The 26266-nt window shown below is 66.3% G+C and carries 22 protein-coding genes and 1 riboswitch; of the genes, 5 read left to right on the plus strand and 17 right to left on the minus strand.

Going from position 1 to position 26266, the window contains the following annotated elements:
• Positions 1–63: 63 nt before the first annotated feature.
• The 8 genes from ispG to MUU56_RS20760 form a co-directional block, all read right to left on the minus strand.
• Positions 64–1317 carry a flavodoxin-dependent (E)-4-hydroxy-3-methylbut-2-enyl-diphosphate synthase gene (gene ispG, locus MUU56_RS20725; protein WP_244769184.1) on the minus strand — a complete coding sequence of 418 codons (1254 nt, stop codon included), beginning with the start codon at positions 1315–1317 and terminating at the stop codon, positions 64–66.
• A 137-nt stretch (positions 1318–1454) separates the two neighbouring features.
• Positions 1455–2648: an MFS transporter gene (locus MUU56_RS20730; protein ID WP_244769185.1), complete on the minus strand. Its 1194-nt coding sequence runs from the start codon at positions 2646–2648 to the stop codon at positions 1455–1457.
• 33 nt (positions 2649–2681) lie between these two features.
• Positions 2682–3455 (minus strand): DeoR/GlpR family DNA-binding transcription regulator, encoded by a 774-nt coding sequence (locus MUU56_RS20735; protein WP_244769186.1) that lies wholly within the window; start codon positions 3453–3455, stop codon positions 2682–2684.
• 156 nt (positions 3456–3611) lie between these two features.
• Positions 3612–4472, minus strand: coding sequence for an RNA polymerase factor sigma-32 (locus MUU56_RS20740; protein WP_244769187.1), 861 nt, complete (start codon positions 4470–4472; stop codon positions 3612–3614).
• A 263-nt stretch (positions 4473–4735) separates the two neighbouring features.
• Positions 4736–5305 (minus strand): CarD family transcriptional regulator, encoded by a 570-nt coding sequence (locus MUU56_RS20745; protein ID WP_119257839.1) that lies wholly within the window; start codon positions 5303–5305, stop codon positions 4736–4738.
• 369 nt (positions 5306–5674) lie between these two features.
• A complete protein-coding gene (fdxA, locus tag MUU56_RS20750; RefSeq protein WP_425314253.1) occupies positions 5675–6013 on the minus strand; it encodes a ferredoxin FdxA in 339 nt (112 codons plus the stop codon).
• 192 nt (positions 6014–6205) lie between these two features.
• Complete coding sequence (locus MUU56_RS20755) at positions 6206–6625, minus strand: RNA-binding S4 domain-containing protein (RefSeq protein WP_244769188.1); 420 nt, start codon at positions 6623–6625, stop codon at positions 6206–6208.
• Between the two features lie 4 nt (positions 6626–6629).
• Complete coding sequence (locus tag MUU56_RS20760; RefSeq protein ID WP_244769189.1) at positions 6630–9689, minus strand: helicase-related protein; 3060 nt, start codon at positions 9687–9689, stop codon at positions 6630–6632.
• Between the two features lie 384 nt (positions 9690–10073).
• On the opposite strand from MUU56_RS20760, the gene MUU56_RS20765 reads away from it, so the two are divergent.
• Positions 10074–10712: a glutathione S-transferase family protein gene (locus MUU56_RS20765; protein WP_244769190.1), complete on the plus strand. Its 639-nt coding sequence runs from the start codon at positions 10074–10076 to the stop codon at positions 10710–10712.
• A 32-nt stretch (positions 10713–10744) separates the two neighbouring features.
• Here the strand turns inward: MUU56_RS20765 and thpR are convergent, their stop codons facing one another.
• Positions 10745–11326, minus strand: coding sequence for an RNA 2',3'-cyclic phosphodiesterase (gene thpR / locus MUU56_RS20770; RefSeq protein WP_244769191.1), 582 nt, complete (start codon positions 11324–11326; stop codon positions 10745–10747).
• Positions 11327–11408: 82 nt separating this feature from the next.
• Positions 11409–12053 carry an arylesterase gene (locus MUU56_RS20775; RefSeq protein WP_244769192.1) on the minus strand — a complete coding sequence of 215 codons (645 nt, stop codon included), beginning with the start codon at positions 12051–12053 and terminating at the stop codon, positions 11409–11411.
• A 59-nt stretch (positions 12054–12112) separates the two neighbouring features.
• Between MUU56_RS20775 and MUU56_RS20780 the strand changes: the two genes are divergently transcribed.
• The 3 genes from MUU56_RS20780 (at position 12113) to MUU56_RS20790 (ending at position 16303) form a co-directional block, all read left to right on the plus strand.
• Entirely contained in the window at positions 12113–12829 is a 717-nt protein-coding gene (locus tag MUU56_RS20780; protein WP_244769193.1) for an ABC transporter ATP-binding protein, read from the plus strand.
• A complete protein-coding gene (locus tag MUU56_RS20785; RefSeq protein ID WP_244769194.1) occupies positions 12826–15378 on the plus strand; it encodes an ABC transporter permease in 2553 nt (850 codons plus the stop codon). The genes MUU56_RS20780 and MUU56_RS20785 overlap by 4 nt, the downstream gene beginning before the upstream one ends.
• Before the next feature lie 181 nt (positions 15379–15559).
• Entirely contained in the window at positions 15560–16303 is a 744-nt protein-coding gene (locus MUU56_RS20790) for a Bax inhibitor-1/YccA family protein (RefSeq protein ID WP_244769195.1), read from the plus strand.
• A 243-nt stretch (positions 16304–16546) separates the two neighbouring features.
• Here the strand turns inward: MUU56_RS20790 and MUU56_RS20795 are convergent, their stop codons facing one another.
• The 6 genes from MUU56_RS20795 to MUU56_RS20820 form a co-directional block, all read right to left on the minus strand.
• Complete coding sequence (locus MUU56_RS20795) at positions 16547–18025, minus strand: M48 family metalloprotease (RefSeq protein ID WP_244769196.1); 1479 nt, start codon at positions 18023–18025, stop codon at positions 16547–16549.
• A gap of 190 nt (positions 18026–18215) precedes the next feature.
• Positions 18216–18935, minus strand: coding sequence for a thiamine ABC transporter ATP-binding protein (thiQ, locus tag MUU56_RS20800; RefSeq protein WP_244769197.1), 720 nt, complete (start codon positions 18933–18935; stop codon positions 18216–18218).
• Positions 18928–20553, minus strand: a complete 1626-nt coding sequence (gene thiP / locus MUU56_RS20805) for a thiamine/thiamine pyrophosphate ABC transporter permease (RefSeq protein WP_244769198.1) — start codon at positions 20551–20553, stop codon at positions 18928–18930. Before thiP ends, thiQ begins: the two co-directional genes overlap by 8 nt.
• A 1-nt stretch (position 20554) precedes the next feature.
• Complete coding sequence (thiB, locus tag MUU56_RS20810) at positions 20555–21562, minus strand: thiamine ABC transporter substrate binding subunit (protein WP_244769199.1); 1008 nt, start codon at positions 21560–21562, stop codon at positions 20555–20557.
• A 38-nt stretch (positions 21563–21600) separates the two neighbouring features.
• Positions 21601–21711, minus strand: a riboswitch (TPP riboswitch).
• 244 nt (positions 21712–21955) lie between these two features.
• Positions 21956–23263, minus strand: coding sequence for an NAD(P)/FAD-dependent oxidoreductase (locus MUU56_RS20815; RefSeq protein WP_244769200.1), 1308 nt, complete (start codon positions 23261–23263; stop codon positions 21956–21958).
• Positions 23263–24612 (minus strand): glutamine synthetase family protein, encoded by a 1350-nt coding sequence (locus MUU56_RS20820; protein WP_244769201.1) that lies wholly within the window; start codon positions 24610–24612, stop codon positions 23263–23265. Before MUU56_RS20820 ends, MUU56_RS20815 begins: the two co-directional genes overlap by 1 nt.
• Positions 24613–24790: 178 nt before the next feature.
• Between MUU56_RS20820 and MUU56_RS20825 the strand changes: the two genes are divergently transcribed.
• On the plus strand, positions 24791–25444 hold the full coding sequence (locus MUU56_RS20825; protein WP_244769419.1) for a GntR family transcriptional regulator: 654 nt from the start codon (positions 24791–24793) through the stop codon (positions 25442–25444).
• 1 nt (position 25445) lies between these two features.
• On the opposite strand, the gene MUU56_RS20830 is transcribed toward MUU56_RS20825, so the two are convergent.
• On the minus strand, positions 25446–26153 hold the full coding sequence (locus MUU56_RS20830; RefSeq protein ID WP_244769202.1) for an MOSC domain-containing protein: 708 nt from the start codon (positions 26151–26153) through the stop codon (positions 25446–25448).
• Positions 26154–26266: the final 113 nt, after the last annotated feature.

Consider the following 26266-nt stretch of genomic DNA (forward strand, 5'->3'; position numbering starts at 1 on the left):
CACTTCCAGGAAAAGCGGATACCGGTTTTCCTGGAAATGCGACAAATCCTCCAGGACCGCCGCCTACTCGGCGGCCGCCTGGCCCTGGCCGTAGCGCTTCTCGATATAGTCGTTGACGAGCGTCTCGAATTCACCGGCGATGTTGGTGCCGCGCAGCGTCAGGGCCTTCTTGCCGTCGACATAGACGGGAGCGATCGGCAATTCGCCGGTGCCGGGCAGCGAGATGCCGATATCGGCATGCTTGCTCTCGCCCGGGCCGTTGACGATGCAGCCCATGACCGCGACCTTCAATCCCTCGACGCCGGGATATTTTTCCCGCCAGACCGGCATGTTCTTGCGGATGTCGTCCTGGATCTTCTGGGCGAGTTCCTGGAAGACCGTGGAGGTGGTGCGCCCGCAGCCCGGACAGGCGGCGACGACGGGTATGAACTGGCGGAAGCCCATGACCTGCAGCAGTTCCTGCGCCACCTGCACCTCGCGGGTGCGGTCGCCGCCGGGCTCGGGGGTCAGCGAGATGCGGATCGTGTCGCCGATGCCTTGCTGCATGAGGATGCCGAGCGAGGCGGAGGAGGCGACGACGCCCTTCGTGCCCATGCCGGCTTCCGTCAGGCCGAGATGCAGTGCATGGTCCGAGCGCGCCGAGAGCATCGCATAGACGGCGATGAGGTCCTGCACGTTGGAGACCTTCGCCGAGAGGATGATGTGGTCGCGCGGCAGGCCGATCTCCTCGGCAAGCTCGGCGGACAGCAGCGCCGACTGGCAGATCGCCTCGCGCATCACCTGCTGGGCGGTCAGCGGAAAGCCCTTGTCCTGGTTCTCGTCCATCAGCCGGGTCAGGAGCTCCTGGTCGAGCGAGCCCCAGTTGACGCCGATGCGCACCGGCTTGTCGTGGCGGATAGCCGTCTCGACGATGGCGGCGAACTGCCTGTCCTTCTTGTCCTTGAAGCCGACATTGCCGGGATTGATGCGGTATTTCGCCAGCGCCTCGGCGCAGGCCGGATGGTCGGCAAGCAGCTTGTGGCCGATATAGTGGAAGTCGCCGACGAGCGGCACGTCCATGCCGAGGCGCAGGAGGCGCTCGCGGATCTTCGGCACCGCCGCCGCGCTCTCGTCGCGGTCGACCGTGATGCGCACGATCTCCGAGCCGGCGCGGTGGAGGGCGGCGACCTGCGCCACCGTCCCGTCGATATCGGCGGTATCCGTATTGGTCATCGACTGCACGACGACCGGTGCGCCGCCGCCGACAAGCACGCCGCCGACATCGACGCCGACGGACCTGCGCCGCGGCTTCGGTTCAAAGTCGAAGGAGAAGGACATTCTGGAGCCTCTTGCTCGAAAACCGGCCGCATGCGGCATCGCTCGTGCAGCCTTTGCCCTCAGGTGGATCAGGAAACGGGGCTTGTCAACCGCCGGGGCCGGAACGCGCGACGATTTGATCGCCGCGCGTTGCGCGCTCAAGGCCGTTCGCGCACGTCCGCATGCACGGCATGGTGCGAGAGCAGCAGCACGACGACGAAGAGCACCGGCAGCAGGGCGAAGATGATGGAAAAGCCCGTATGCTCGGCGATGAAGCCGATGACGGAGGGTGCGAAGAGCGAGCCCGAATAGCCCATGACCGTCGCGACGGAGAGCGCCACGCCCTGCGCGAAACCCGGCAGGTTGCCGGCGGCGGAAAAGGCGATCGGCACCATGTTGGAAATGCCGATGCCGCAGATGGCGAAGCCGAGGACCGCCACATAGGCATTCGGCGCCATGCCCGATACCACCATGCCGATCATCGCCATGACAGTGCAGAACCGCAGCGTCTTCACCGCGCCCAGGCGGTCGCGCACATGGTCGCCGGCAAAGCGCATGGCGGCCATGGTGAGCGAGAAGGCACCGAAGGCGAAGCCGGAGACTGCCAGCGAGGCGCCGAGCTCGTCGCGCATGTAGAGCGCGCCCCAGTCGAGGATCGCGCCTTCCGGCACCATGGAGAACAGCGCCATGAGGCCGATCAGCCAGGGCAGGAGCGTCATCGGCAGGCGCACCTTCTGGCGCTCCTCGTTCGGGTGCGGCGCGTCGTGCAGCACGAAGGGCCAGGCAAGGCCGAGCGCGACGGCGCCGAGCGCGGTGAGCAGCACCGCATGGCCCGTCACGCCGAGCGTCTCGATCAGGAAACCGCCGGTCGTGGCGCCGATGAAGGCGCCGAGGCTCCAGAAGGCGTGGCAGGACGACATGATCGCCCGCCGCATGGATTTTTCGACCTCGACCGCATTGCCGTTCATCGCCACGTCCATCGCGCCCATCAGGCCGCCGAAGAGGAAGATGGCGAGCGCGCCGAGCAGGACGGTCGGGGCAAGGGAAAGCAGGATGAGGGTGGACAGGAAGAGGACCGCGGCGCCCTTGACCGTGCGCGTCGTGCCGTAATGGGCGATCAGGATGCCGGCGATCGGCATCAGCACGAGCGAGCCGATGCCGAAGCACATGATCATCAGGCCGAGGCCGGATTCGGAGAGCGACAGGCGGCTGGCGAATTCCGGGATTTTCGGCGCCCAGGCGCCGGCGAAGGTGCCGTTCAGCAGGAAAAGGCCGGAGACGGCCAGCCGTGTCGGGGGAAAATGGGTTCTCGCGAAGGCGGTGCCTTTGATGGCATTTTCGGGCGTCGTCATGGGAGGTCCGTTTCAGGATTCTGGGAGGGGCGCCTATCCGGCCCGCAGGATGTCGATGCCGGCGTCGGCGAGCGCTGCCGCCTCGGCCTCGCCCGCATCCGCCTCGATCACGGCGCTTGCCACGCGGGCAAGGGGGGCGACCGAATAGGGGGCTGCGGTGAAAAGCTTGTCGTTGGTGACGATGACGATCACCGTCCGGCTGCGCGAGGCGACGAAGCGTTTGAATTCCGCCTCCTCGAAACTGTCGGCGGTGACGCCGGCCTCCGGATCGATGCCGCAGACGCCGAGCACCAGGATGTCAGGCCGAAGGGCCTCCGCATCGCGCATCGCCTTGGCGCCGATCGCCGCGCCCGAGCGCGCATCGATCAGCCCGCCGAGCTGGATCGTCGCGATGTCGCGCTCGAGAAGCGCCGCGGCGATGGCCGGCCCGTTGGTGGCAACGGTGAGGCCGGCGGCCGTCGGCAAGGCGCGGGCGAGCGCGACATTGGTGCTGCCAGCATCGAGGAAGACGGTGGTGCCGGCAGGGATGAGCCCGGCGGCCGCGCGGGCGAGCGCCGCCTTGCGCGCGCCGGCAATCGCCATGCGCTCGTTCATCGTGGTGGAAGCGTGCGTCATGCGCAAGGCCCCGCCATAGACCCGGCGGCAGAGGCCAGAGGCCGCCATTTCACGCAGGTCCCGCCGGATCGTGTCTTCCGACACGCCGAGCTCCTGTGCCAGTTCCGCCGCGATCACCCGCCCCGAAAGGTCGAGCCGCGCGCGGATCAGGTCTTGCCGCTCCCCGAGCAGAAGAAGGTCTTGTCCCGACATCGTCGAATCCAAACATGCACGATTGCGTAGCAATGCGCATGAATCGGCAGAAACGTCAATGAACGGGGATGATCACGTTTGATTGCCGGGCGAAACGGCGCGATCTTGCAGCGTGGGTCCCGTGGCCGTCCCGGGACCCTGAGGTCAGCCTTGTCGTCAGGCGTAGGCGAAATCCGTGGTCTTGCTGACCAGCACGGCGCGCAGCTTCTCCAGCGCGCGATTCTCGATCTGGCGTACACGCTCCTTGGAAATGCCGAGAACGGCGCCGAGTTCCTCGAGTGTCGCGCCGTTTTCCGCCAGCCGCCGGGCACGGATGATCTTCATCTCGCGTTCGTTGAGCTGGCCGAGCGCGGCATGCAGCCAGTGATGGCGGCGTTCGCCGTCGATGCTGCCTTCCGCCTGTTCGTCGGGAAGGGGGGCGTCGCTGGTGAGAAAGTCGAGCCGGTTCGAGCCCTCGCCCTCGGCGGAGGAGATCGGCGCCTGGAGCGAGACATCGGAGGAGGAAAGACGGGCATCCATGGTGCGCACGTCGGCGGTGCTGACGCCGAGCGCGGCCGCGATCTCCTGGTGCATCGCCTCGGCGGTCAGATGGATGTCGCCGCGGGCAAGCCGGGCGCGCAGGCGCCTGAGGTTGAAGAAGAGCGCCTTCTGCGCCGAACTGGTGCCGCCGCGCACAATCGACCAGTTGCGCAGCACGTAGTCCTGGATCGAGGCGCGGATCCACCAGCTGGCATAGGTGGAAAAGCGCACCTGCCGTTCCGGCTCGAAACGGGCGGCAGCTTCCAAGAGGCCGATATAGCCCTCCTGCACGAGATCACCGAGCGGAAGGCCGAAGTTCCTGAACTTTCCGGCCATCGAGACCACCAGCCGCATATGGGCCATGGCGATGCGGTTGCGGGCTTCCTGGTCCTTGTTGTTCTTCCAGGCCTGGGCCAGCGCCTGCTCCTCGTCCCGTTCGAGATAGGGCGCGGACATTGCGAGCTTGATCATGCGGCGGTCTGCGGTCGTCGTAGCCATGGCGGGTCTCTCCACGTAAACCGAACCGGCGCAGGCAGGCCCATTCCTGCTCCTGACCCTGCGCCCTGCTTGACGATGACGTTTCGGAAAGACCAACGGATCACTCGAAAACGGTTTTCGAGAAAATAAAGTGACCAAGCCACCCCGCCGGCCGCCCGAAGCCGGATCGTCCTCGATCGCCAAACGGCCTGCCGCCGGAAAAGTTCCAATAAAAAACCCGGCTGTTGCCAGCCGGGCTTTAAAATCGGAAGCGCTGCCCTAGATCAGGCGGCTTCGTCCTGCGAGTCGTCCTCTTCGATCGCCTTGCCGCGCTTGGGGCCCTTGGCAAGGTTCGTCTCGACGAGGCGGACGGCCTCGGTTTCCGACATCTTGTTGACGGCGGCGATTTCCCGGGCCATGCGGTCGAGCGCGGCTTCGTAGAGCTGGCGCTCGGAATAGGACTGTTCCGGCTGGTTTTCCGCACGGTAGAGGTCGCGGACCACTTCGGCGATCGAGATCAGGTCGCCCGAATTGATCTTGGCATCATATTCCTGCGCGCGGCGCGACCACATGGTACGCTTCACACGGGCCTTGCCCTGGACAACCTTCAGCGCGCGGTCGACGAAATCGGTCTCCGACAGTTTGCGCATGCCGATCGAAACGGCCTTGGCAACCGGCACCTTGAGACGCATCTTGTCCTTTTCGAAATCGATGACAAAAAGCTCAAGCTTCATGCCGGCGACTTCCTGCTCCTCGATGGCGACGATCTGGCCGACGCCGTGAGCGGGATAGACGATCGATTCACCGGTCTTGAAGCCCTGGCGCGTGGAAGATTTCTTCTGCTGGGTCGTCATTCTGTTCAAATACTCCCTGTTACGCTCCCGGCATGGCCGGGTGGGTCCGGGGACCCGGGAAAGACGGGGGGCACCGTTGCGGTGTCACCACTCTGGTCCGTCCGCCATGCGCAAAAAGGTCCCCTGCGACGCGTTCACATTTGAGCAACCGGGGCTGCCTATGGGAGGTGAGCGGCGTTGAGGGATCGTTTGCTTTCGTGGTGGTGTTCGGGCACGCAAAATGCCGCGATGTGGATCAGTATCGGGACCCTACCACAAAAAAGTGCCGAAATCAATAATTTGCTTCGCATGGGTCATCAAGCCTGTCCCATCGCCTTTTGGCGGGAGCAGGTCTTTTTCCCCAGCTTCGGTTGCCGCCCTGTGCGGCGATCAATCACCCTGGCCCGGATTGGGAGAGAAGTACTTCTCGTACTTGCCTTCCTCGCCGTCCATTTCCTTCGCTTCCGGCATCGCGTCCCGCTTGACCGTGATGTTCGGCCAGACGGATGCGAATTCCGCATTGATCTGCAGCCACTTATCGAGGCCCGGCTCGGTATCCGGCTTGATCGCCTCGGCGGGACATTCCGGTTCGCAGACACCGCAATCGATGCATTCGTCGGGGTGGATGACGAGGAAATTCTCCCCCTCGTAGAAACAGTCGACGGGGCACACTTCCACACAGTCCGTGTACTTGCAGCGAATGCAGTTGTCGGTCACGACATACGTCATGAGGAACTCCAGAAACGTCATAAGGCGGGCGCGGACGAGGCCGTCCGTCACCGTAGAACCCGTTACGCGACCGGCTTGCCGGACAGGAGAGGCCGCGCGCATCGAGGGCCATCCGGTGGCTGAGGTAAAGGCTTTGCGGGCGGTTTGCAAGCGTAATACATGCGCTGCCGGGCGCATGCGAGGTATAGAATTCTAATCCTCGTCGCCGCCGGGAAAACCATGCAGGCGGTCGGTTTCGCGGCGTTCCCGCTTGGTGGGCCGGCCGGCGCCGCGCTCGCGTGTCGCCTGCTCGAAGAGCGAGCGCTCCTCGCGCGGCGGCGGGGGTGGCGTCATGTCGCTGTAGAGAAGGCGGGCTTCCTCGTAGGGCCCGCGGCGTTCGCCGGCCTGCAGCACCTTCACCACCATGTCGTGCCGGTCGAGCGAGAGCACCACGACATCGCCGGGGCGCACCATATGCGATGGCTGGCGGATGTTCTGGCCGTTGACGCTGACATCGCCCGCTTCCACGGATTTCGCCGCCAGCGAGCGCGACTTGCGCAGCCGCGCGAAGAACAGCCATTTGTCGATGCGCTGTCGCGCCTGACCTGCCGGCTGTTCCTCGTCGCGTGCCATCGGCTTACTTCTTCAGCTGCTCCTTGAGCGCCGCGAGCTTGGCGAAGGGCGAATCCGGGTCGATCGGCTTTTCCTTGCGGGGCGGCCGGGCCTCGAATTTCGCCTGCTGCGGCTTGCCGCCGCGATCGTTGCGATCGGGGCGATGCTCATTGCGATCGGGGCGATTGCCGCCCTGCGGCTTTCCGTCGCGGCCCTTGGCCTGGTCCGGACGGCCGCGGCCGCCGTCGCGCCGCTCGCCGCGCTCCCCGGCCGGCTGGCCACGATGGCGCTCGCCGCCACGACGCGCGCCCTGGCCTTGGCGGTCGCCCTGCCGTTCCCCACCGTGGCGGTGGCCCTGGCGCTGGTTGTCATGGCGCGAGCCCGGACGCCAGAGCAGCACCGGCTTGGCTTCGGCCGGCTCGCCTTCGGCGGCGGCTTCCGCCGCTGCCGGTGCTTCCGCGGTTTCGGCGGCCTCGGTGGCCGGGGCTTCGGCCGGGGCGGCCGATGCCTCTGCGGCGACCGCCGGGGCCTCGCTTTCGCCCTCCGCCGCATCGGCATCGTGTTCGTCGGACACTTCCGTATTTGTTTCGGCGGGCGCTGCGGCGGCGGCATCGGCCGGAGCCGGGGTCGCGGCGGCAAGATGGGCGGCGACCTCCTCGGCCTTCACGCTGTCGGCACGGTAGCCGAGACCCTTGAGGATCTCTTCCATGTCGTCCGGCGTCGCGCCGAGGATGGAGAGCATGGCGGTCGTCGCCATGAAGCGGCGGCCGTCATAGGCGCCCTCGGGGCGCGGCGTGCCCGGCTTCCACTGCAGCAGCGGGCGGATGAGGTCGGCGAGGCGCTCCAGGATGTCGATGCGCACGGCCCGCTTGCCGAGGAAGCGGAAGCCGGCGAGCTTGTAGAAGGCGCGCTCGAAGCTCGGGTCGGTGACGACCGAGGTGCGGCCGGCGGCGAGCACCGGGATGAGGTCGCCGTAGCCCGGCTTGTCGAGGCCATCGTTCTTCAGCGCCCAGAGCAGGGTGATGAGCTCGGCCGGGGCCGGCTTCAAGAGCGCGGGCATGAAGATGTGGTAGGCGCCGAAGCGGATGCCGTGCTTGCGGATCGAGGCGCGGGCTTCCTGGTCGAGCGATTTCACGTCCTCCGCCACGTCGCGGCGGAAGAGCACGCCGAGGTTCTCGACGAGCTGGAAGGCGAGGCCCTTGGCGAGACCCTGCAGGTCTTCCGCGCGCGAAAGGTCGTCGAGCGGCTTCAGCACGGTCGCGATGTGATGGTTCACGAAGCGCTCGATGCGGGCGGCGACGTGGTCGCGCGCATTGCCGGTCAGCTGCTCGTCGGAGAGCAGGATGACGCGCGGGCGCATGACGTGGTCGCTCGCCGTCAGGCGCGCGACGGGATCGCCGAGCCAACGCACGGTGCCGTCGGAGCCGAGCGCGAGGTCGCCGTTGCCGGCGGCATGCAGGCGTGCGGCCCGGGCTTCGAACTCCAGCGCAAGCGCCTTCTGCGCAGCCGCCTGCACGGCCTTCGCATCGGGACCTTCCGTTCCGGAGGCCAGCGTAAACCGGAAACCGGCCAACTGCCCGACATGATGTCCCTCTACGAAGACATCGCCATTCACACTGATTTCAGCTTCCAGCATCGCATTCTCTCTCAGGCGCTTCATGAGCACAGATGTCCTGCGATCAACAAAGCGTTTCGTCAACCGTTCATGTAGCGCATCGGACAATCGGTCTTCGATTTCCCGCGTCTTTTCCTGCCAGTGTGTCGGATCGGCAAGCCATCCGGGCCGATTCGACACATAGGTCCATGTCCTTATCTGTGCGATTCGCGCCGAAAGCGTGTCGATCTCGCCATCGGTTCGATCGGCCCGGCGCACCTGGTCGGCCATGAAGTCTTCGTTGACCGCGCCGCGCTTTATGAGGTCCGCATAGAGCGTCGAGATGAGGTCGGCGTGCTGGGCGGGGGCGATGCGGCGGTAGTCGGGAAGCGCGCAGGCCTCCCAGAGTTTCTCGACGCGCTCCGGCGTCGTTGCGAGATCGCGGACGTCGGGGTAGCGCGACAGGTGCTCCAGCGCCTGCTGGTCGACGGCCGGCAGCGCCCGTGTCAGCCCGCTTATCGGCGGCGGCGCGTCGAGCGAATGGCGCAGCGCCGAGAGGGAGGAATAGTCGAACCGGGTGGTGCGCCACTGCAGCACGCGCACGGGGTCGAACTGGTGCGTCTCGATGCGCTTGACCAGCTCGTCGTCGAAGGGATCGACGCGGCCCGTCACGCCGAAGGTGCCGTCGCGCAGGTGCCGGCCGGCGCGGCCGGCGATCTGGGCGAGCTCGGCGGGGTTGAGGTTGCGGAACTGGTAGCCGTCGAACTTGCGGTCCTGGGCGAAGGCGACATGGTCGACGTCGAGGTTGAGGCCCATGCCGATCGCATCGGTCGCGACGAGATATTCGACGTCGCCCTCCTGGTAGAGCGCGACCTGTGCATTGCGGGTGCGGGGCGAGAGCGCGCCGAGCACCACCGCCGCCCCGCCGCGCTGGCGGCGGATCAGTTCGGCGATCGCATAGACCTCGTCGGCGGAGAAGGCGACGATGGCCGTGCGCTGTGGCAGGCGGGTGATCTTCTTGGAGCCGGAATAGAAGAGCTGGGAGAGCCGCGGGCGCTCCACGACGTTAAGGCCCGGCAGCAACTGTTCGAGGATCGGCTTCATGGTGGCGGCGCCGAGCAGCAGCGTCTCGTCGCGGCCGCGCAGATGCAGCACCCGGTCGGTGAAAATGTGGCCGCGTTCCAGATCGCCGGCCAGCTGCACCTCGTCGATCGCGACGAAGGAGGCGCGCGTCTCGCGCGGCATCGCCTCCACCGTGCAGACCGAATAGCGCGCCATGTGCGGCGTGATCTTCTCCTCGCCGGTGACGAGCGCCACATTGTGCGGGCCGACCTTGTCGACGAGGCGCGTATAGACCTCGCGCGCCAAGAGGCGCAGAGGCAGGCCGATCACGCCCGTCTCATGTGCCACCATGCGCTCGATTGCGTAGTGGGTCTTGCCCGTATTGGTCGGGCCGAGCACCGCGGTGACCCCGCGGCCGCTCAAGATCATGGGTGCTTGCGACAAGTCACGCCCCGGCAGGTTTCAATTTCCGCCGGACGCATCCGGCAGGCAACAGATGCCCATCGGGAGGCCCGATGGCAAGGGGCAAGACGAAGGACGCGGCTTTTCTCCAGGGTCGGACGGTACCCGGAACAGTCTGCGAACGAATCGGAGACGAATCACTGACTCGGGCGGATTCAGGGTTTGTTCACCACAAGGGATTGACGGGATTCGGGCGGGTCGACACGAAATGCTGAATCGCGCCAGGGACTAAGCGCGGGGGAGCTTGCAGCCTTCGGGCCTTTCGGACACCGCGGCGGTTTCTTTTCGCGCCGATGTCGGCCCGTCCTTCGCCCGGGCGTCTTTCGGGGTATGCAAATGGAGGCAAGCCGAATGAAGATCTATTTCAGCCGCAACCCCAATCCCCGCGTGGCGGTCGCAGCCGCGCGCTTTTTGAAGGCAGACGTCGAATTCGCGTTCGCAGCGCCGCTGGCGGCGGGTCAGGCGGAGCGCTACAGGCCGCTGAACCCGAACCTGTTGCTGCCGATTCTCGAGCTTCCGGGCCGGACGCTCTGGGAAAGCGACGCCATCGTCTGCTGGCTCTCCCGAAACGCCCGTTCGAATTTCTGGCGCACCGACGATGACGAGCCGGACATGATCCGCTGGATCAGCTGGGCGAAGGAAAATTTCGTCAAGGCATGCGACATCGTGCAATGGGAACGCGGGACCAAACCGCGCTACGGCATCGGCGCCTGCGACGAGCAGATGGTCGCGGAAGGACTTCGGCAGTTTCACAAGGCCGCGCGCATCCTGGAAAGCGAACTGTCAAACCGCGCGTGGCTCGTTGGCGACACCGTCTCGTTCGCGGATTTCCGGATGGCGACCTTCCTGCCCTACAACGACGTCGCCCGGCTGCCGCTTGACGAATATCCGGCGATACAGGATTGGAACGAACGGCTTGAACGGATCGATGCGTGGCGCGAGCCCTTCGCGGGACTGACCGCACCTGACCTGCCGCCGTTGCCCAGCTGAAATGACGTGCCCGCAGCTGTCTGTCCGTTCTGTCAAACCGGATGGTCGCGCAGGTCCGCGCCGTCCCAGCCGCCGCCTGCCTCGTAGAGCGGGAAAACCTCTTCCGTAAGGTACGGCCCCCCGCCGACCGATTCCTTCGAGGACATCAGCACGAAGCGGTTCACCGTGAAGGGGGCTGTGTGGAAATTGCCGCGGCCGGAAAGGTAGTGGGCGACGTCCTCGGTGCGGGCATTGCGCAGGCGGGCGAGCGTGACGTGGGGCGTGAACTTTCGCGGATCGGCGGGAAGGCCGAGGCGCTGGCAGATGCGCTCGATTTCGCCCTGGAGGGCGTACATTTCCGGCGCCTGCGTCACGCCGGCGAAGACGGAATGCGGCTTCTTCGAGCCGAAGGAGCCCATGCCCGACAGGGCCAGCTGGAATTCCGGGCGCTCGATGCGGTCGAGCTTGTCGACCACCTCGTCGGCGGTGCGGCCGTCGATATCGCCGATGAAACGCAAGGTAATATGGAAGTTCTCGACATCGATCCAGCGGGCTCCGGGAAGTCCGCCTCTCAGCAAGGAGAGGCTCATGGCAGCATTGCGCGGCACTTCGAGGGCGACGAAAAGTCTCGGCATGGCGACTTCTCCCTGCTGGAATGTACTGTCAGCGAATCACGCAATGGATTTTTGCGCAACCCTTATTTCGCACCCGCGAAAACTACTCCTTCGCCGGTATCGATTTGATGAACGCTTCGGCGGCCGGAAGGATCGTCGCGACCATCACGTCCACCCCCTCGGAATTCGGATGCATGCCATCCTCCAATTGCAGGTTCGCCTTGGTGACGACCCCGTCGAGGAAGAACGGATAGAGCGCGACACCGTGCTTTTCCGCCATGCGCTGGTAGATGCCGTTGAAGCGCTCGCCGTAGTCGGGGCCCATGTTCGGCGGGGCCAGCATGCCGGCAAGCAGCACCGCGATGCCGCGCTCCTTGAGGCGCGTCAGCATGGCGTCGAGGTTCTTCTCCGTCTGTTCCGGCGGAATGCCGCGCAGCGCGTCGTTGGCGCCGAGTTCCAGAATCACGCCCTGCGTGCCCTCGGGGATCGACCAGTCGAGCCGGGCAAGACCGCCGGAGCTCGTGTCGCCGGAAACGCCGGCATTGGCGATCTCGACCTCGTAGCCCTTTTCGCGCAGCGCCTTCTCCAGCTTCACCGGAAAGGCGTCCGTCGCGGGCAGCTGGTAGCCGGCCATCAGGCTGTCGCCGAAGCCGACGAGCTTCACGGGCTCCGCCCGGGCGGCATTCACGGATAACAAAGCTGTGATTGCAAGTGAGGCGAAAAATCCAAGCGCCGCTTTAAACGACATGTCGCTGATCCTAGATTGCTGGCATTCCAGTTGCTTCAAGACATATAGGGCAGAATTCCTTGGCCAAAACCATCATCGATCTCAAAAAAGCCGATCTCACCCTCGGCCGGGCGGCCGCCTCCGTTCATGTGCTGAAGGGAATCGACCTTTCGATCGAGGGGGGTGAATCGGTCGGCATCGTCGGCCCGTCCGGCTCCGGCAAATCGACGCTCCTGATGGTGCTGGCGGGGCTCGAACGGCTGGACAGCGGCGAGATCCATATCGACGGCGCGGGCCTGCACGGCATGACCGAGGACCAGGTGGCCGATTTCCGAGGCCGCAATATCGGCATCGTCTTCCAGTCCTTCCACCTCATTCCCAACATGACGGCACTGGAAAACGTCGCGGTGCCGCTGGAGCTCGCCAATGTGCGGGACGCCTTCGAGATCGCCCGCCGGGAATTGACGGCGGTCGGCCTCGGCGAGCGCCTGTCGCATTATCCCGGCCAGCTTTCGGGCGGCGAACAGCAGCGCGTGGCGATCGCCCGGGCGCTCGCCCCCTCGCCGAAACTGCTGATCGCCGATGAGCCGACCGGCAACCTCGACACCGAGACCGGCCGGCAGATCGCCGATCTTCTCTTCGCAAAGCAAGCCGAGCGCGGCATGACGCTGGTGCTGGTCACGCATGATCCCTCGCTCGCCGCCCGGTGCAGCCGGCAGGTCGCCATGCGCTCCGGCGAGATCGTTTCCGGCGCGGCGCCGATCAAGGCGACGCTGGCCGAGGCGGTGCCCGCATGAGGATCGGCACGGTCCTGAGACAGTTTCCTCTGGCGCTTCGCCTGGCGCTGCGCGAAATGCGCGGGGGCCTCAAGGGGTTCTACATCTTCCTCGCCTGCATCGCGCTCGGAACGGCGGCGATCGCGGGCGTCAACTCGGTGTCGAGCGCCATCACGCAGGCGATCGCCTCGCAGGGGCAGACCCTGCTTGCCGGCGACGTGCGCTTCGAATTCAACAACCGCTTCGCGACCCCGGAAGAGCTGAAGCACTTCCGGGGGCTGGGCGATGTTTCCCTCTCCTCAAGCCTGCGCTCCATGGCGCGCCTGCCCGACGGGTCCGACCAGACGCTGGTCGAGGCGAAAGGCGTCGACGGCGCCTATCCGCTCTACGGCACGCTGGAGACCAGCCCGCAGCAGCCGTCCGCCGCGCTCTTCGCCAGGGAGGGCGAGAGCTACGGCGCGGTCGTCGCGCCGCTGCTGCTCGACCGTCTCGGCATTGCCGTCGGCGACGAGATCCTGCTCGGCACCGCCCGGCTGAAGGTGACGGCGACGCTGGTGCGCGAGCCGGACGCCGTTTCGGAAGGTTTCGGCTTCGCGCCGCGGCTGATGATCTCGGAAGAGGCCATGCAGGCGAGCGGTCTCGTGCAGACCGGCAGCCTCGTGGAGAACGCCTATCGCATCCGGCTCGCCGATGCCGGCATGTCGCTGTCGAAGGTGCGGGCGGACGCCACGAAAGCCTTCCCGCAGGCCGGCTGGTCGATCCGCACCTCCAACAGCGCGGCGCCTTCGCTGACCAACAATATCACGCGCTTCTCGCAGTTCCTGACGCTGGTCGGCCTGACGGCGCTGATCGTCGGCGGCGTCGGCGTCGCCAATGCGGTGCGCGCCTATCTCGATTCCAAGCGCTCCGTCATCGCCACCTTCAAGTGCCTCGGCGCGCCGGCCTCGCTGGTGGCGCTGGTCTATCTTGTGCAGATCGCGCTGATCGCCGCGGTCGGCATCCTGATCGGCCTCGTGGCGGGCGCGCTGATGCCCGTGGTGGCGATGGGCTTCCTCGACGGCGTGCTGCCGGTGCCGGCGGAGGCGACGATCTATCCCCCGGCCCTGTTGCTTGCCGCCGTCTTCGGCCTCCTGACGGCGCTGGCCTTTGCCATCATGCCGCTCGGCCATGCCCGCGAGGTGCCGGCGACGGCGCTCTTCCGCGAGCAGGGTTTCGAGGCCGGCCGCCTGCCGAGCTGGCCCTATGTCGCGGGCGCGGTGCTGCTTCTTGCGGCGCTGGCCGGGCTTGCCATCGCCACGGCCTATGATCGCTACATCGCCGTCGTCTTCCTCGGGGCGATCGCCTTCGCCTTCGTCGTGTTGCGCGTCGTCGCCATGCTGATCACCGCGGTCGCGAAACGCAGCCCGCGCGTCAATTCGCCCGCCTTGCGGCTGGCGGTCGGCAATATCCACCGGCCGGGCGCGCTTACCGCGTCCGTCGTGCTGTCGCTCGGCCTCGGCCTTGCGCTTCTCGTCACGCTGACGCTGATCGACGGCAACCTGCGCCGGGAGCTCACCGGCAACCTGCCGGAACGGGCGCCGAACTTCTTCTTCGTCGATATCCAGGGCAGCGAGATCGACGGGTTCCGCACCGTGCTGCAGGCGAACATGCCCGACGGCAAGATCATCGAGGTGCCCATGCTGCGCGGCCGCGTCATGGAGCTGAACGGTGTCGAGGTCTCGAAGGTCAAGGTGCCGCCGGAGGGGCAATGGGTGCTGCGCGGCGACCGCGGTATCACCTATGCCAAGCGCACGCCGGAGAATTCCACGCTTGCCGAGGGCGAATGGTGGCCGGAGGATTATTCCGGCGAGCCGCTCGTCTCCTTCGCCGCCGAGGAGGGCCGCGAGCTCGGCCTCAAGATCGGCGACAGCGTGACGGTCAACGTGCTCGGCCGCAACATCACGGCGCGCATCGCGAACTTCCGCAATGTCGAATGGGAATCGCTGTCGATCAACTTCGTCATGGTCTTCTCGCCGAACACCTTTGCCGGCGCGCCGCATGCGTGGCTGGCGACGGTGATCGACCCGCAGGCGACGGCCGGGCAGGAGGCGGCGACCTTGAAGGCCGTCACCAATGCCTTCCCCACGATCACCAGCGTGCGCGTCAAGGATGCGCTCGACGTGGTCAACGAACTGGTCGGGCAGCTCGCCACCGCCATCCGGGCGGCGGCTGCCGTCGCGCTCATCGCCTCGATCCTCGTGCTCGCCGGGGCGCTCGCCGCCGGCAACCGGGCGCGCGTGCACGATGCGGTGGTCCTCAAGACGCTGGGTGCGACGCGCGCCACGCTGATCCGCGCCTTCAGCTACGAATATCTGATGCTCGGGCTGGCGACGGCGGTCTTCGCGCTCTTCGCCGGCGGGGTGGCGGCCTGGTTCGTTGTGAGCCGCATCATGACGCTGCCGTCGAGCTTCCTGCCGGACGTGGCCGTCATGACGGTCGTAACGGCGCTCGTCATGACCGTCGGCATCGGCCTTGCCGGGACCTGGCGCATCCTGGGGCAGAAGGCCGCGCCCGTGCTGCGCGAGCTCTGACATCGGCAGGATCCGGGCTCCCGCAGGGCGCGCGGGTCTTGTACGAGACACAATTCATGCGCATATTGAGTGCAGGCAAGCTGGAGCCCCGCAGCGGCTGCCCGGATCCCTTGCGCCGGACCCTCGGCGAATAAACGGGAACCCGACACCGTCACCACAGGGGGCTTTACGAGAGGAAAACATGGCTGATCTCCGCAACTACCAGACCCGAACGGCCAATGCCGGCGCTCAGGCCGGTGCCGTCATCGACGAGGGCCTGCGCGCCTATATGCTCCGGGTCTACAACCTGATGGCCCTGGGTCTCGCGATCACCGGTGTCGTGGCGTATTTCGCCTCGCAGGCCGCCTTTGCCGGTGGCCAGCTCACGAGCTTCGGTTATGCGATCTATGTGAGCCCGCTGAAGTGGGTCGTGATGCTCGCCCCGCTGGCGCTGGTCTTCTTCCTGAGCTTCCGCATCCATACGATGAGCGTTTCGGCCGCGCAGACGACCTTTTGGGTCTATGCCGGCCTGATGGGCCTGTCGCTGTCGTCGATCTTCCTGATCTACACGGGCGCCAGCATCGCGCAGACCTTCTTCGTCTCCGCCGCCGCCTTCGGCGCGCTGTCGCTGTTCGGCTACACGACGAAGCGGGACCTGTCCGCGATCGGCTCGTTCCTGATCATGGGCCTGTTCGGCCTGATCATCGCCTCGCTCGTCAACCTGTTCCTGCAGTCCTCGGCGCTCGACTTCGCGATCTCCGCGATCGGCGTCCTGGTCTTCGCAGGCCTGACGGCCTGGGACACGCAGAAGATCAAGGAAATGTATTTTGAAGCCGACGACGTCGCCGTGGCCGGCCGCAAGGCCATCATGGGTGCGCTGACGCTCTACCTCGACTTCATCAACCTCTTCCTGTTCCTGCTGCGCTTCCTCGGCAACCGCGAGTAACGCCAAGCCGGATGGATGGCTGAATGAAAGAACCCCGCCGGAGACGGCGGGGTCTCACTTCGAAGAGAGACAGTCCGCCAAACCTCTCCTCCGCCATGGTCGGGCTTGACCCGACCATCCACGATCCAGGGCACGCCGGTGGATTCTCGGCTCAAGGCCGAAGATGACGTCGGGGGTGAGGCGAGGTTCGTCAACAAACAGAAACCCCGCCGTTTCCGGCGGGGTTTCTGTTTGGCAAGATGCCTATTCGCTGATGATCTTGAACTTTTCGCCGGGGCGGACGGTGCTTGCCGCCGTCATCGCGTTGATCAGGCGGAAGAGGTCGAGCTTGCGGTCCGTGCCCATCATCCGCCCGGCGAGCGAGGCGACGGTGTCGCCTGCCCGCGCCGTGACGACGCGCACGCGCAGCGGCTTCAGCGAGGCGACTTCGGGCGGCGTCAGCTTGCGGAACGAGGCCCTGAGGATCGCCGCGGTCGGCTCCAGCGCCTTCGAGCCCACCGGTACCGCGGTCAGGAAGCGGTAGATCTGGTTGTCGATGCGCACGACCGTGACGTCGAATTCCCAGCGGTCGGCCGCCGCCTTGGCCGTCGCCGCCTCCAGCCCGTTGATCGTGATGGGCTGGATCGTCTCCGGCCGAAGGCCGGTCACCCAGCCGCTCGAAATATAATTGACGAGGTTCTGCTTGCGGCTGTCGGCGACGCCGTCGAAGCGGATCGCGACATCCCCGGGACCCGTCGCCAGCACCGCATCAGCCTTGTTGTCGATCTGGAAGCCGGCCGGCACGTCGAAGCGGATGCCGAGCTTGCCGTGCAGGAAGGTCTGGCCGCGCACATAGCCCTCTTCCGGCGCATCGCCGTAGAGCAGGCCGTCGATGCCGGCGAGGTAATAGTCGCGGCCGCGGTCGCCGATAGAGCCTTCCGCGCCGAAGGCCCGGGCATGCAGGCGCGCCAGCTCCACGCGCTGCGGCGCGTTCGGGTGGCTCGACAGGAAGTCGAGGCTCTGGTCGGAATCGGGATCGACGGCGGTGAAGCGGGCATAGGCCGCCATGGAATCGAGGAAGCGCGCGGCGGCATAGGGATCGTAGCCCGCTTCGCCAAGCATGCGCACGCCGATGACGTCCGCCTGGAGTTCCTGGTTGCGCGAGAAGGCGGCCAGGCGCAGCTTTCCGCGCGCCAGGGCCTGCTTGCCGGCGATGTTGCTGGAAAGCACCTCGGCCACGACGCGGCTGGCGATGACCTCGGCCTCTTCCTTCTTCTGGCGCTCGATGCCGTGGTTGGCGGTGACGTGCGCCATTTCGTGCGAGAGCACGGCGGCGACCTCCGAGGCGTCGTTGGCGAGCGCCAGCAGGCCGCGGGTGACGTAGAGATAGCCGCCCGGCAGCGCGAAGGCGTTGATCGCGGGAGAATTCAGGATGGTGATGCGGTAGGACTGATTCGGGTTTTCCGAAACGAGCGTCAGCGCGCCGGCAATGCGGGCGACGAGCCGCTCGGTCTTGGCGTCCTTGTATTCGCCGCCGTAGCTTGCGACGATGCGCGGGTGCTCGCGGGCGCCCATCTGGGCGCGCGGGTCGTTCTTCTGCACCTCTTCGACGATCTGCGGATTGGATGAGGGCGAGATCGTCGGCTCATAGGTCTGCTCGATGATCGACTGGCAGCCTGACAGCAGCGTGCCGGCAAGCATCAACGCCGCAAGGGGCTTCAAAACCCCGCGTCCGCATACCATTGCAGCTTCCTGCGTTGCTCTCGCCATATCTCTTGCCCACAGCCCGAACCGGGTCCTCGAATGGATGAGATAGACGCACCATACCTGGCCGGCAACTCCCGATTCGACAAACGCTTCCCTTGTGGCTCCGGTGACACAGGGGGGCGTCCAAATTGTGGCGTGCCGCCGGGATGCCCTGCCGGCCGTGCTGCTAAAGCGCGGAATGACCGAGGAATTTTGCAACGGCCGGCGGTTCGCGCCGCGAGAGGAAATCGCTGGCGGGCTCATCGAGAAGGATCCCGCCCGCCTCCAGGAACATCACCCGGTTGGCCAGCCGGCGGATGTCTTCCGGCTGGTGGGTGATGAAGAGCATCGTGCTCTTCGTTTCGTCGCGCAGTTCCGCCAGAAGTTTCGCCATCTCCGCCCGCATGGCCGGATCGAGCGCGGCGAAGGGTTCATCGAGCAGCAGGATCGGCCGGCGCCGCACGAGGGCGCGGGCGAGCGCCACGCGCTGCCGCTCCCCGCCGGAGAGCGAGCCCGGCAGGCGCCGCTCGTAGCCGCCGAGGCCGACGCGCGCGAGCGCGGTGAACACGCGCTGGCGCGCCGGCGCGTCCAGCCGCAGCGCGGGATCGATGCCGAGGCCGACATTGTCGGCGATCGTCAGGTGCGCAAAGAGGTTGTTGTCCTGGAAGATGATCGAGACCGGCCGTTCCGCGGGGTCCCGCCCTGCCATGTCTTCGCCGAGCAGCCGGACATCGCCCGAAGCCGGCGCCTGGAAGCCGGCGATCACGTTGAACAGTGTCGATTTTCCCGCGCCCGAGGGGCCTGCCACGGCGACTGCGGCGCCGGCGGGAATGGCGCAGTCGAAGGAAAGCCGCTTCTCCTCGAAGCGCACGGTGACGTCGGTGAGGCGGATGGCAAGGTCAGGCATCGGCGCTTTGGCTTTCGGTCGGGCGCTCCGCCGTGGTCGAGGGTAGCGTCAGGAGAAGGCATATCACGCCGAGCAGCAGCGCGATGCCGGCGGCGTCCGCCGTGCGATAGCTCGCCATGCGGGAGAAAAGCAGCCAGGGCAGGGTGACGAAGCCTTCCGCGCCGAAAATGGCGACGGCGCCGAGATCGCCGAGCGACAGCGCCATGGCGAAGGCGAAGGCCGTTAGCAGCGGCTTCTTCAGGGCCGGCAGGTCGATCCATCGCAGGCGATGCAATCCGGTGGCGCCGAGGCTGAGCGCGAGCCGGGCGGTGCGCGAAAGGTGGGTGCGATAGGCCGGCTCCAGCACGCGCACGACGAAGGGCAGCGCCATCAGCGCGTTGAGGACGGTGACGACGGCGGGGGCGAAGCGCCCGGTCTCGCCGAAAGTCCTCAGCACGAGGAACCAGCCCGTGGCGACGACGACCGGCGGCACGAGCAGGATGAGCGAGCCGACTGCCGGCAGTGCGCGGCCCATCAGCCGCGTCGCGATGCCCGCCTCGCCCGTTTCGGCAAGTCGCGGCACGAGCACGATGGGCAGCGCGATCGCGAGGCTGAGGCAGGCCGAGGCGAAGGAAATGGCGAGGCTGGTAAGGAGCGCCCGGTGCAGCAGCGGATCGAGCGCCAGTCGGACGAGATCGGCGGAAAGGCCCGAGACGAGGGTGGCGGCGAGCGGGGCGGCGGTGAAGAGGGTGAAGAGAAGGATGACAAGGCCATCGGGGAGGCGGCGCCCGCGGCCGTCGAAACGGCGGATGGCGCGGCCCGCCGTCATGCCTTCCTCGGGCGGGCGGCCGAACAGCGAGATCAGCCAGAGCAGGCTTGCCGTGACGAGGATTTGCAGGAAGGCGAGCAGCACGGCGCGCTCCGGGTCGAAATCGAAGCGCAGCGCCTGGTAGATCGCCACTTCGATCGTGGTCGCCGCCGGTCCGCCGCCGAGCGTCAGCACGATGGTGAAGCTCGTCGCGCAGAGCATGAAGACGAGGCCGGCGATGCCCGGCAGGACCCGCCGGATCACCGGCCATTCGATGAGCCGGAAGACCGCGCCGCCGCCCATGCCGAGATTGGCGGAGGTCAGCCAGTATTCCGCCGGAATGCGGTCGAGGGCCGCCAGCAGGAAGCGCGCGGCGAGCGGCAGGTTGAAGAAGACGTGGGCGATCAGGATGCCGGCAAGCCCGTAGACACTGACCGGGCTCTGCAGCCCGGCAAGCCCGAGCAGGTCGTTGACGACGCCCTGCCGGCCCCAGATCTCGATGACGCCGAGCGCGGCGACCAGCGCCGGCAGGCCGAGCGGTACGACGGACAGCCGGATGATCCAGACGCGGCCCGGAAAATCCCGCTGCCGGGCGAGCGCCCGGGCGACGGGAATGGCGAGGAGGACGGACAGCAGCGTGGAGAGCGTCGCCTGCAGCAGCGTGAACCGCGCGACGCGTCCGATATAGGCATCGAGGAGCGGCGCGCCGGCGCCGGGGCCGGCATGGGCGAGAAGCACGGCCGTCGCCGCGCCGACGAAGGCGAGCACGGTGCCGAGGGCGAGGCCCCCGGCGACACGCAGCGTCCGTCGCTCAGTGCGGGCGAAGATCACGCTACCTGGCGCTCATCGCCGCCAGCCATTCGTCGATCCAGGCCTTGCGGTTGGCCGCGACCTCGTCCGACGGCATCAGGAAGGTCTTTTCCGGCTTCACCAGCGCGTCGAAGGCGGCCGGCAGCGGGTTCTTCGTCTTCGCGGTCGGCATCATCCAGTTGGTCTCCGGGATGATCGACTGGAAGTCCGGGCCGGTCATGAAGGTCAGGAATTGGCGGGCAAGGTCCTTGTCGTCGGCGGTGCGCGTCAGGCCGGCGACCTCGATCTGCACGTAGTGGCCCTCGGAGAAGGCGGCGGCCTTGTAGCGCTCGGTCTGTTCCGCGATGACGTGGTAGGCCGGCGAGGTCGTGTAGGACAGCACCATCGGCGCCTCGCCCTTGGTGAAGAGGCCGTAGGCTTCCGACCAGCCGGGCGTGACGGTCAGCACGCGGTCCTTCAGCTTGCCCCACGCCTCGCCCGCCTTGTCGCCATAGACCGACTTCACCCAGAGCAGGAGGCCGAGACCCGGCGTCGAGGTGCGCGGATCCTCGATGACGATCTTCTGCGAGGGATCGCCCTCGACCAGCTCCTTCAGGCTCGCCGGCGGGTTCTTGAGCGTCTCGCTGTCATAGACGACGGCGAAATGGCCGTAGTCGTAGGGCAGGAACGTATCATCGGAGAAACCGCCGGGCACGGTGAGGTCGGCCGGCGAAAGGCCGTGCGCCTCGAAGAGGCCGGTCGCCTTGGCCTCGGTGATCAGGTTGGTGTCGAGGCCGAGCACCAGGTCGGCCTTCGTGCCCTCGCCTTCGAGTTTCAGGCGCGTCAAAAGTTCGACGCCGTCGGCGACGCCGACCCACTCGACGGTGCAGCCGCAGGTCTTTTCGAAGGCTTCCTTGACCTTGGGGCCGGGGCCCCATTCGGCGACGAAGCTCTCATAGGTGTAGACGGTCAGCGTCTTTTCCTGCGCGAGCGCGGGAAAGGCGAGGGAAACGGCGAGTGCCGCGATGGTGGAAAGAGAAGTCTTGCGCATCCGCGCCTCCTTGCTGTTCACAAAACGGGAGTAGGGCGCTGGATGTGCCGTCTAATCCCTCCGCCGGTACGAGCCGGATCAGGTTCTTCGGGTTGGCGAAACCGCCTCTCAGCCGGAGGAAAGAACCCCGGGCACCCCGTTAGAGCAAGGCAAGGCATAATCCTGCGCGAGGCGGCGCGCAAGGGGCAAGCGGAAGGCTGGTGCTGGCGCCAGGCTTGGTTCGATGACACACATCACCCCGCCTTCTGTCGTCATCCTCGGGTTTAACCCGAGGATCCACGCGTCATCCGCGACTGTGGATGGTCGGGTCAGGCCCGACCATGACGGAGGAGAGGTTGGCGGACTTCGCCAATAATCCGAGGGCTCGCGCAAGCGCGACTTGTCCATTCGGCCTCAAAGGCCGAAGGCGTCCTTGAACTGGTACCACCAGGAGCCGATGGTGGAATATTGCGCGCGGAACATGCGCCCGCCCGGGAAGGGGATCCAGGGCAGTTTCTCGAACTGGCTGAAACGCGAGAGGTCGCCGTCGATCGCCTCGCTGAGGATGCGGCCGAAGAGATGCGAGCCGGTGACGCCGTGGCCGCTGTAGCCATGGGCGAAATAGGTGTTCTTGCCGATCTTGCCCATCTGCGGCACGCGCGAGAAGGAGAGGGCGAAATTGCCGCTCCAGGCATAATCGATCTTCACGCCCTTCAACGAGGGGAAGACCTTTTCGAGGTTCGGGCGAATCTTAGCCCTGACGTCGGCCGGGTCCGTGCCGCCGTAGACGGTGCCGCCGCCGAAGATCATGCGCTTGTCGGCCGACAGGCGGAAATAATCGAGGATGTAGCGCACGTCCTCCACGCACATGTCGCTCGGGATCAGCGCATCGGCGCGCTCGGCGCCGAGCGGCTCGGTGGCGATCATCTGGGTGGAGACCGGCATGACGCGCGAAACCAGCTTCGGCACGACATGGCCGAGATAGGCATTGCCGCAGATGACGGCGACATTTGCCGTGACGCTGCCCTTTGCCGTGTGGATGACGGGCTTTTCCGCCTCGTGCTCGACACGGGTGACGGGCGACTGCTCGTAGATCACGCCGCCGAGCGTCTCCAGCGCCCTGGCCTCGCCAAGCGTGAGGTTGAGCGGGTGCATGTGGCCGCCGGTCGTATCCAGCATGCCGCCGATATAGGCGTCGGTGTTGACGAGCTTTCGCATCGCCGCCTTGTCGAGCATCTGGTGGTCGTCCATGCCGTAGCTCTTCCACAGCGCCTTTTTGTGCTCGAGGTCCTTCATGTGGGCGGGCGTGTAGGCGGCGTAGATGTTGCCGTCCTTTAGGTCACAATCGATATCATACTGCGAGACCAGGCGGCGGATGATCCTGCCGCCCTCCTGCACGAGACCGCCGACGAAGGCGCCGGCCTGATCGCCGTAGCGGCGCTTGATCGTGTCAAGACTGGCATTGAGGCCGTTGACGATCTGGCCGCCATTGCGCCCCGAAGCGCCCCAGCCGATGCCCGCCCCCTCGACCATCACCACCTTGTAGCCCTTTTCGGCAAGGTGGATGGCGGTGGAAAGACCGGAATAGCCGGCGCCGAGCACGGCGACATCGGCCGTGACCGCACCCTCGAGCGCTTTCGGCGTGCGGATGATGTTGCGCGAGGCGGCGTAGTAGCTGTCGGGATAGGTGCCGTCGCCGGCATAGGATTGCGTGTTGGCCATCAGACGATTTCCAGATAGGCGCTGAATTCGAAGTCGGTCACCTGTTCGGCAAAACCGGCGATCTCCTGCCGCTTGCAGGCGATCAGCATGGAGCGAAGGTCGGTGTCGAAGATCTCCGAGACGATCGCGCCGTTCTCGAAGGCGGTGACGGCCGAACCCCATTCCGAGGGAATGCGCGGCAGCTGCGATTGATAGGCGCGACCCGAAACCGGCGCCGGCGGCTCCCAGGTGTTGCGGATGCCGACGAGGGCGGCGCCGAGAATGCCGGCCATGACGAGATAGGGGTTTGCGTCCGCGCCGGCGACGCGGTGCTCGATGCGCCGCGCCTTGTTGCTGCCGCCGGGAATACGGATGGCGGCGGTGCGGTTCTCGTAGCCCCAGGAGACGGAGGTCGGCGCGTGCGTGTCGGGGCGCAGGCGGCGGTAGGAGTTGAAGTGCGGCGCGAAGAGCAGCGTCGATTCCGCCATGCCGCGCGTCAGGCCCGCGACGGCGTGTTTCATGATGTCGGAGCCTTCGGGCGTGCCGTTGTCGAAGACGTTGTTGCCGTCTTCGTCGATCAGGCTGAAATGCATGTGCATGCCGCTGCCCGAGCGCATGCCGTAGGGTTTTGCCATGAAGGTGGCGGCAAAGCCGTGCTTGCGCGCGACGCCCTTGATGATGCGCTTGAAGAACAGCGCGTCGTCGGCGGCCTTCAACGGGTCGTCGGAATGCATCAGGTTGATTTCGAACTGGCCGATGCCGTTTTCCGCGACGGCCGAATCCGCCGGCACGTTCTGCCGCTCGCATTCCGCATAGACGTCGGAGAAGAACTGGCCGAAATCGTCGAGCTCGTCGATCGAAAGGATGGCGTCGGAATCGAGCCGCTTGCCGGTATAGGGCGAGATCGGCGGCTCGGCATGGTCGGGCTCGGCGTCGATCAGGTAGAATTCCATTTCCGAGGCGACGACGGGGCGCAGGCCCAGTTCGTGGTACTGCCGGACGATGTTGGCGAGCGCCTGGCGCGGATCGGCGAGGAAGGGGGTGCCGTCCTCCTTGAACAGCCAGAGCGGCACGACGGCCGACGGCTTCAGCGTCCAGTTGACGGGCAGTGCGCCGCGGCCGGTCGGGCTGCAGATGCCGTCCATGTCGCCCGAGGCGAAGACATGGCTGGAGCCGACGATATCCTCGCCCCACACGTCCACGCCCACGATGGACAGCGGCATGCGGATGCCGCCCTTTAGCACTTTTTCCGCCTGCCCGACGGGCACGCGCTTGCCGCGCAGGATGCCGTTCAGGTCGCAGACCACGGCCTGGATGCTCTCCACGCCGTCGGCATTGATCAGCCAATTGGCATCGTCGTTCGGAGTCATGGTTCCCTTCCGTATCACATAATTATTTTTGTGATCACATTTTCAAAATATGCACACTTTCTTGTCGGGGGTCAAGCTGCTAGAACCTGTCACAAAGCATAGGATAGCATCTGGCAGCCTTTCGTGGAGGGATGGATTGGGCAACTTGGCGCTTGAGCCGCTGGACCGGCCGGAAGGCATGACGACGCATGAATATGCGCATCGGCGCCTGCGCCAGGCCATCATGGTCGGCTCGATCCGGCCGGGGGAATCGCTGACGATCCGCGGCATCGCCGAGGCGATGGAGAGTAGCCCGACGCCGGTGCGCGAGGCGCTGCGCCGCCTTTCCTCCGAAGGCGCGCTGCGCGTGCTCGACAACAGGCGCATCATGGTGCCGCGCATGACGGCGGACCGGTTCAGCGAGCTCGTCTCGCTGCGCTCGGTGCTGGAGCAGCACGCCGCCCGCCGGGCGGTGCCGCACATCACGGAGCGCCGGATCGACCGGCTGGAAGAGATCGACAGGGCGCAGGACGAGGCGATCGCCCGCAAGGACAATGCCAACGCGCTGCTCCTGAACCAGGAATTCCATCGCGCGCTCTACACCGCCAATCCCGAGCAGGTGATCCTGCCGATGGTGGAGAGCATCTGGCTCCAGCTCGGCCCCTTCCTCGGCATCGCCATGGAGCATGTCGCCCAGCTCTATTTCGTCGATCGCCATCAGGAGGCCATCGCCGCGCTGCGCAAGCGCGACGAGGACGCAGTCGCGGCGGCGATCAAGGCCGATATTTCCGAAGGCATCGGCGGTTTCGAGCGGGCGGCGATCGAGAACCTGCTGCGGCTCGCCGGGCAGTAGCCTAATTCACGCTCACCGTGTCGCCGCAAGACACCTTGCCCGGCGCGACGACCTTTGCCAGCACGCCGAAGCCGCCGCCGCCATGTTTGGCAATCGCATGCAGCACATCCTTGTCGAAGGGGATGCCCGGCTGTCCAAGGGCGGTGAAGGCGCAGCGCGCGCAGGGTTCGGTGATCTCGACGACCGTCTCGCCGATGCCGAGCCTGCGGCCGACGAGACGCTGCTCGACGAAATCGGCATCGCCGTCATCGGTGCCGATCAGGATGTTCGGCCGAAAGCGCCTGGTATCGATGACGGCGTCCGGCAGCAGCGCTTGCAGGCGTGCCAGCGAAGACGTGGTCAGGATGTGCAGGTGCCCGCGATCGTAGCGCGGTGCGGTATCCGCCGCGCCGAAACACAGGAACCGGACGGGAAATCCGAGATGATCCGAGGCAACCCTGTCGGCCGACGGCGAGGGAACGCCATGCCAGGCCATGGCGTCGAGGCTGATCTCCGGCCTGTCGGTTTCCAGCCGGGAGCGAAGCGCCGGGACAGGTCTCCAGCGCTTTTCCTTTTCCGGCGCCGCGACGGCTGCGCCGTCCGCTTCGAAAAGACCCCATTGCCGGTCTCCGACAACGCCGGTGTCGTCGATATCGACGGTTTCGAGCCGCTCGCCGGTCAGAGAGCTGACCGGATAACGCCAGAGTTCGCTTGCCACGCCAAGCCGCATCCCGCTTCCTTTCAAAGGTCTCGTCCTGTCCTGACGCTATCGCTCCATGCTGCCCGTGTCGACCTCTCCCTGCCCATGCCTCCGCGATGCAGCCAAGCGGCTTGCATCTCGCA

It is taken from the genome of Shinella yambaruensis (genome assembly GCF_022899355.1).
Lineage (GTDB): Bacteria > Pseudomonadota > Alphaproteobacteria > Rhizobiales > Rhizobiaceae > Shinella > Shinella yambaruensis.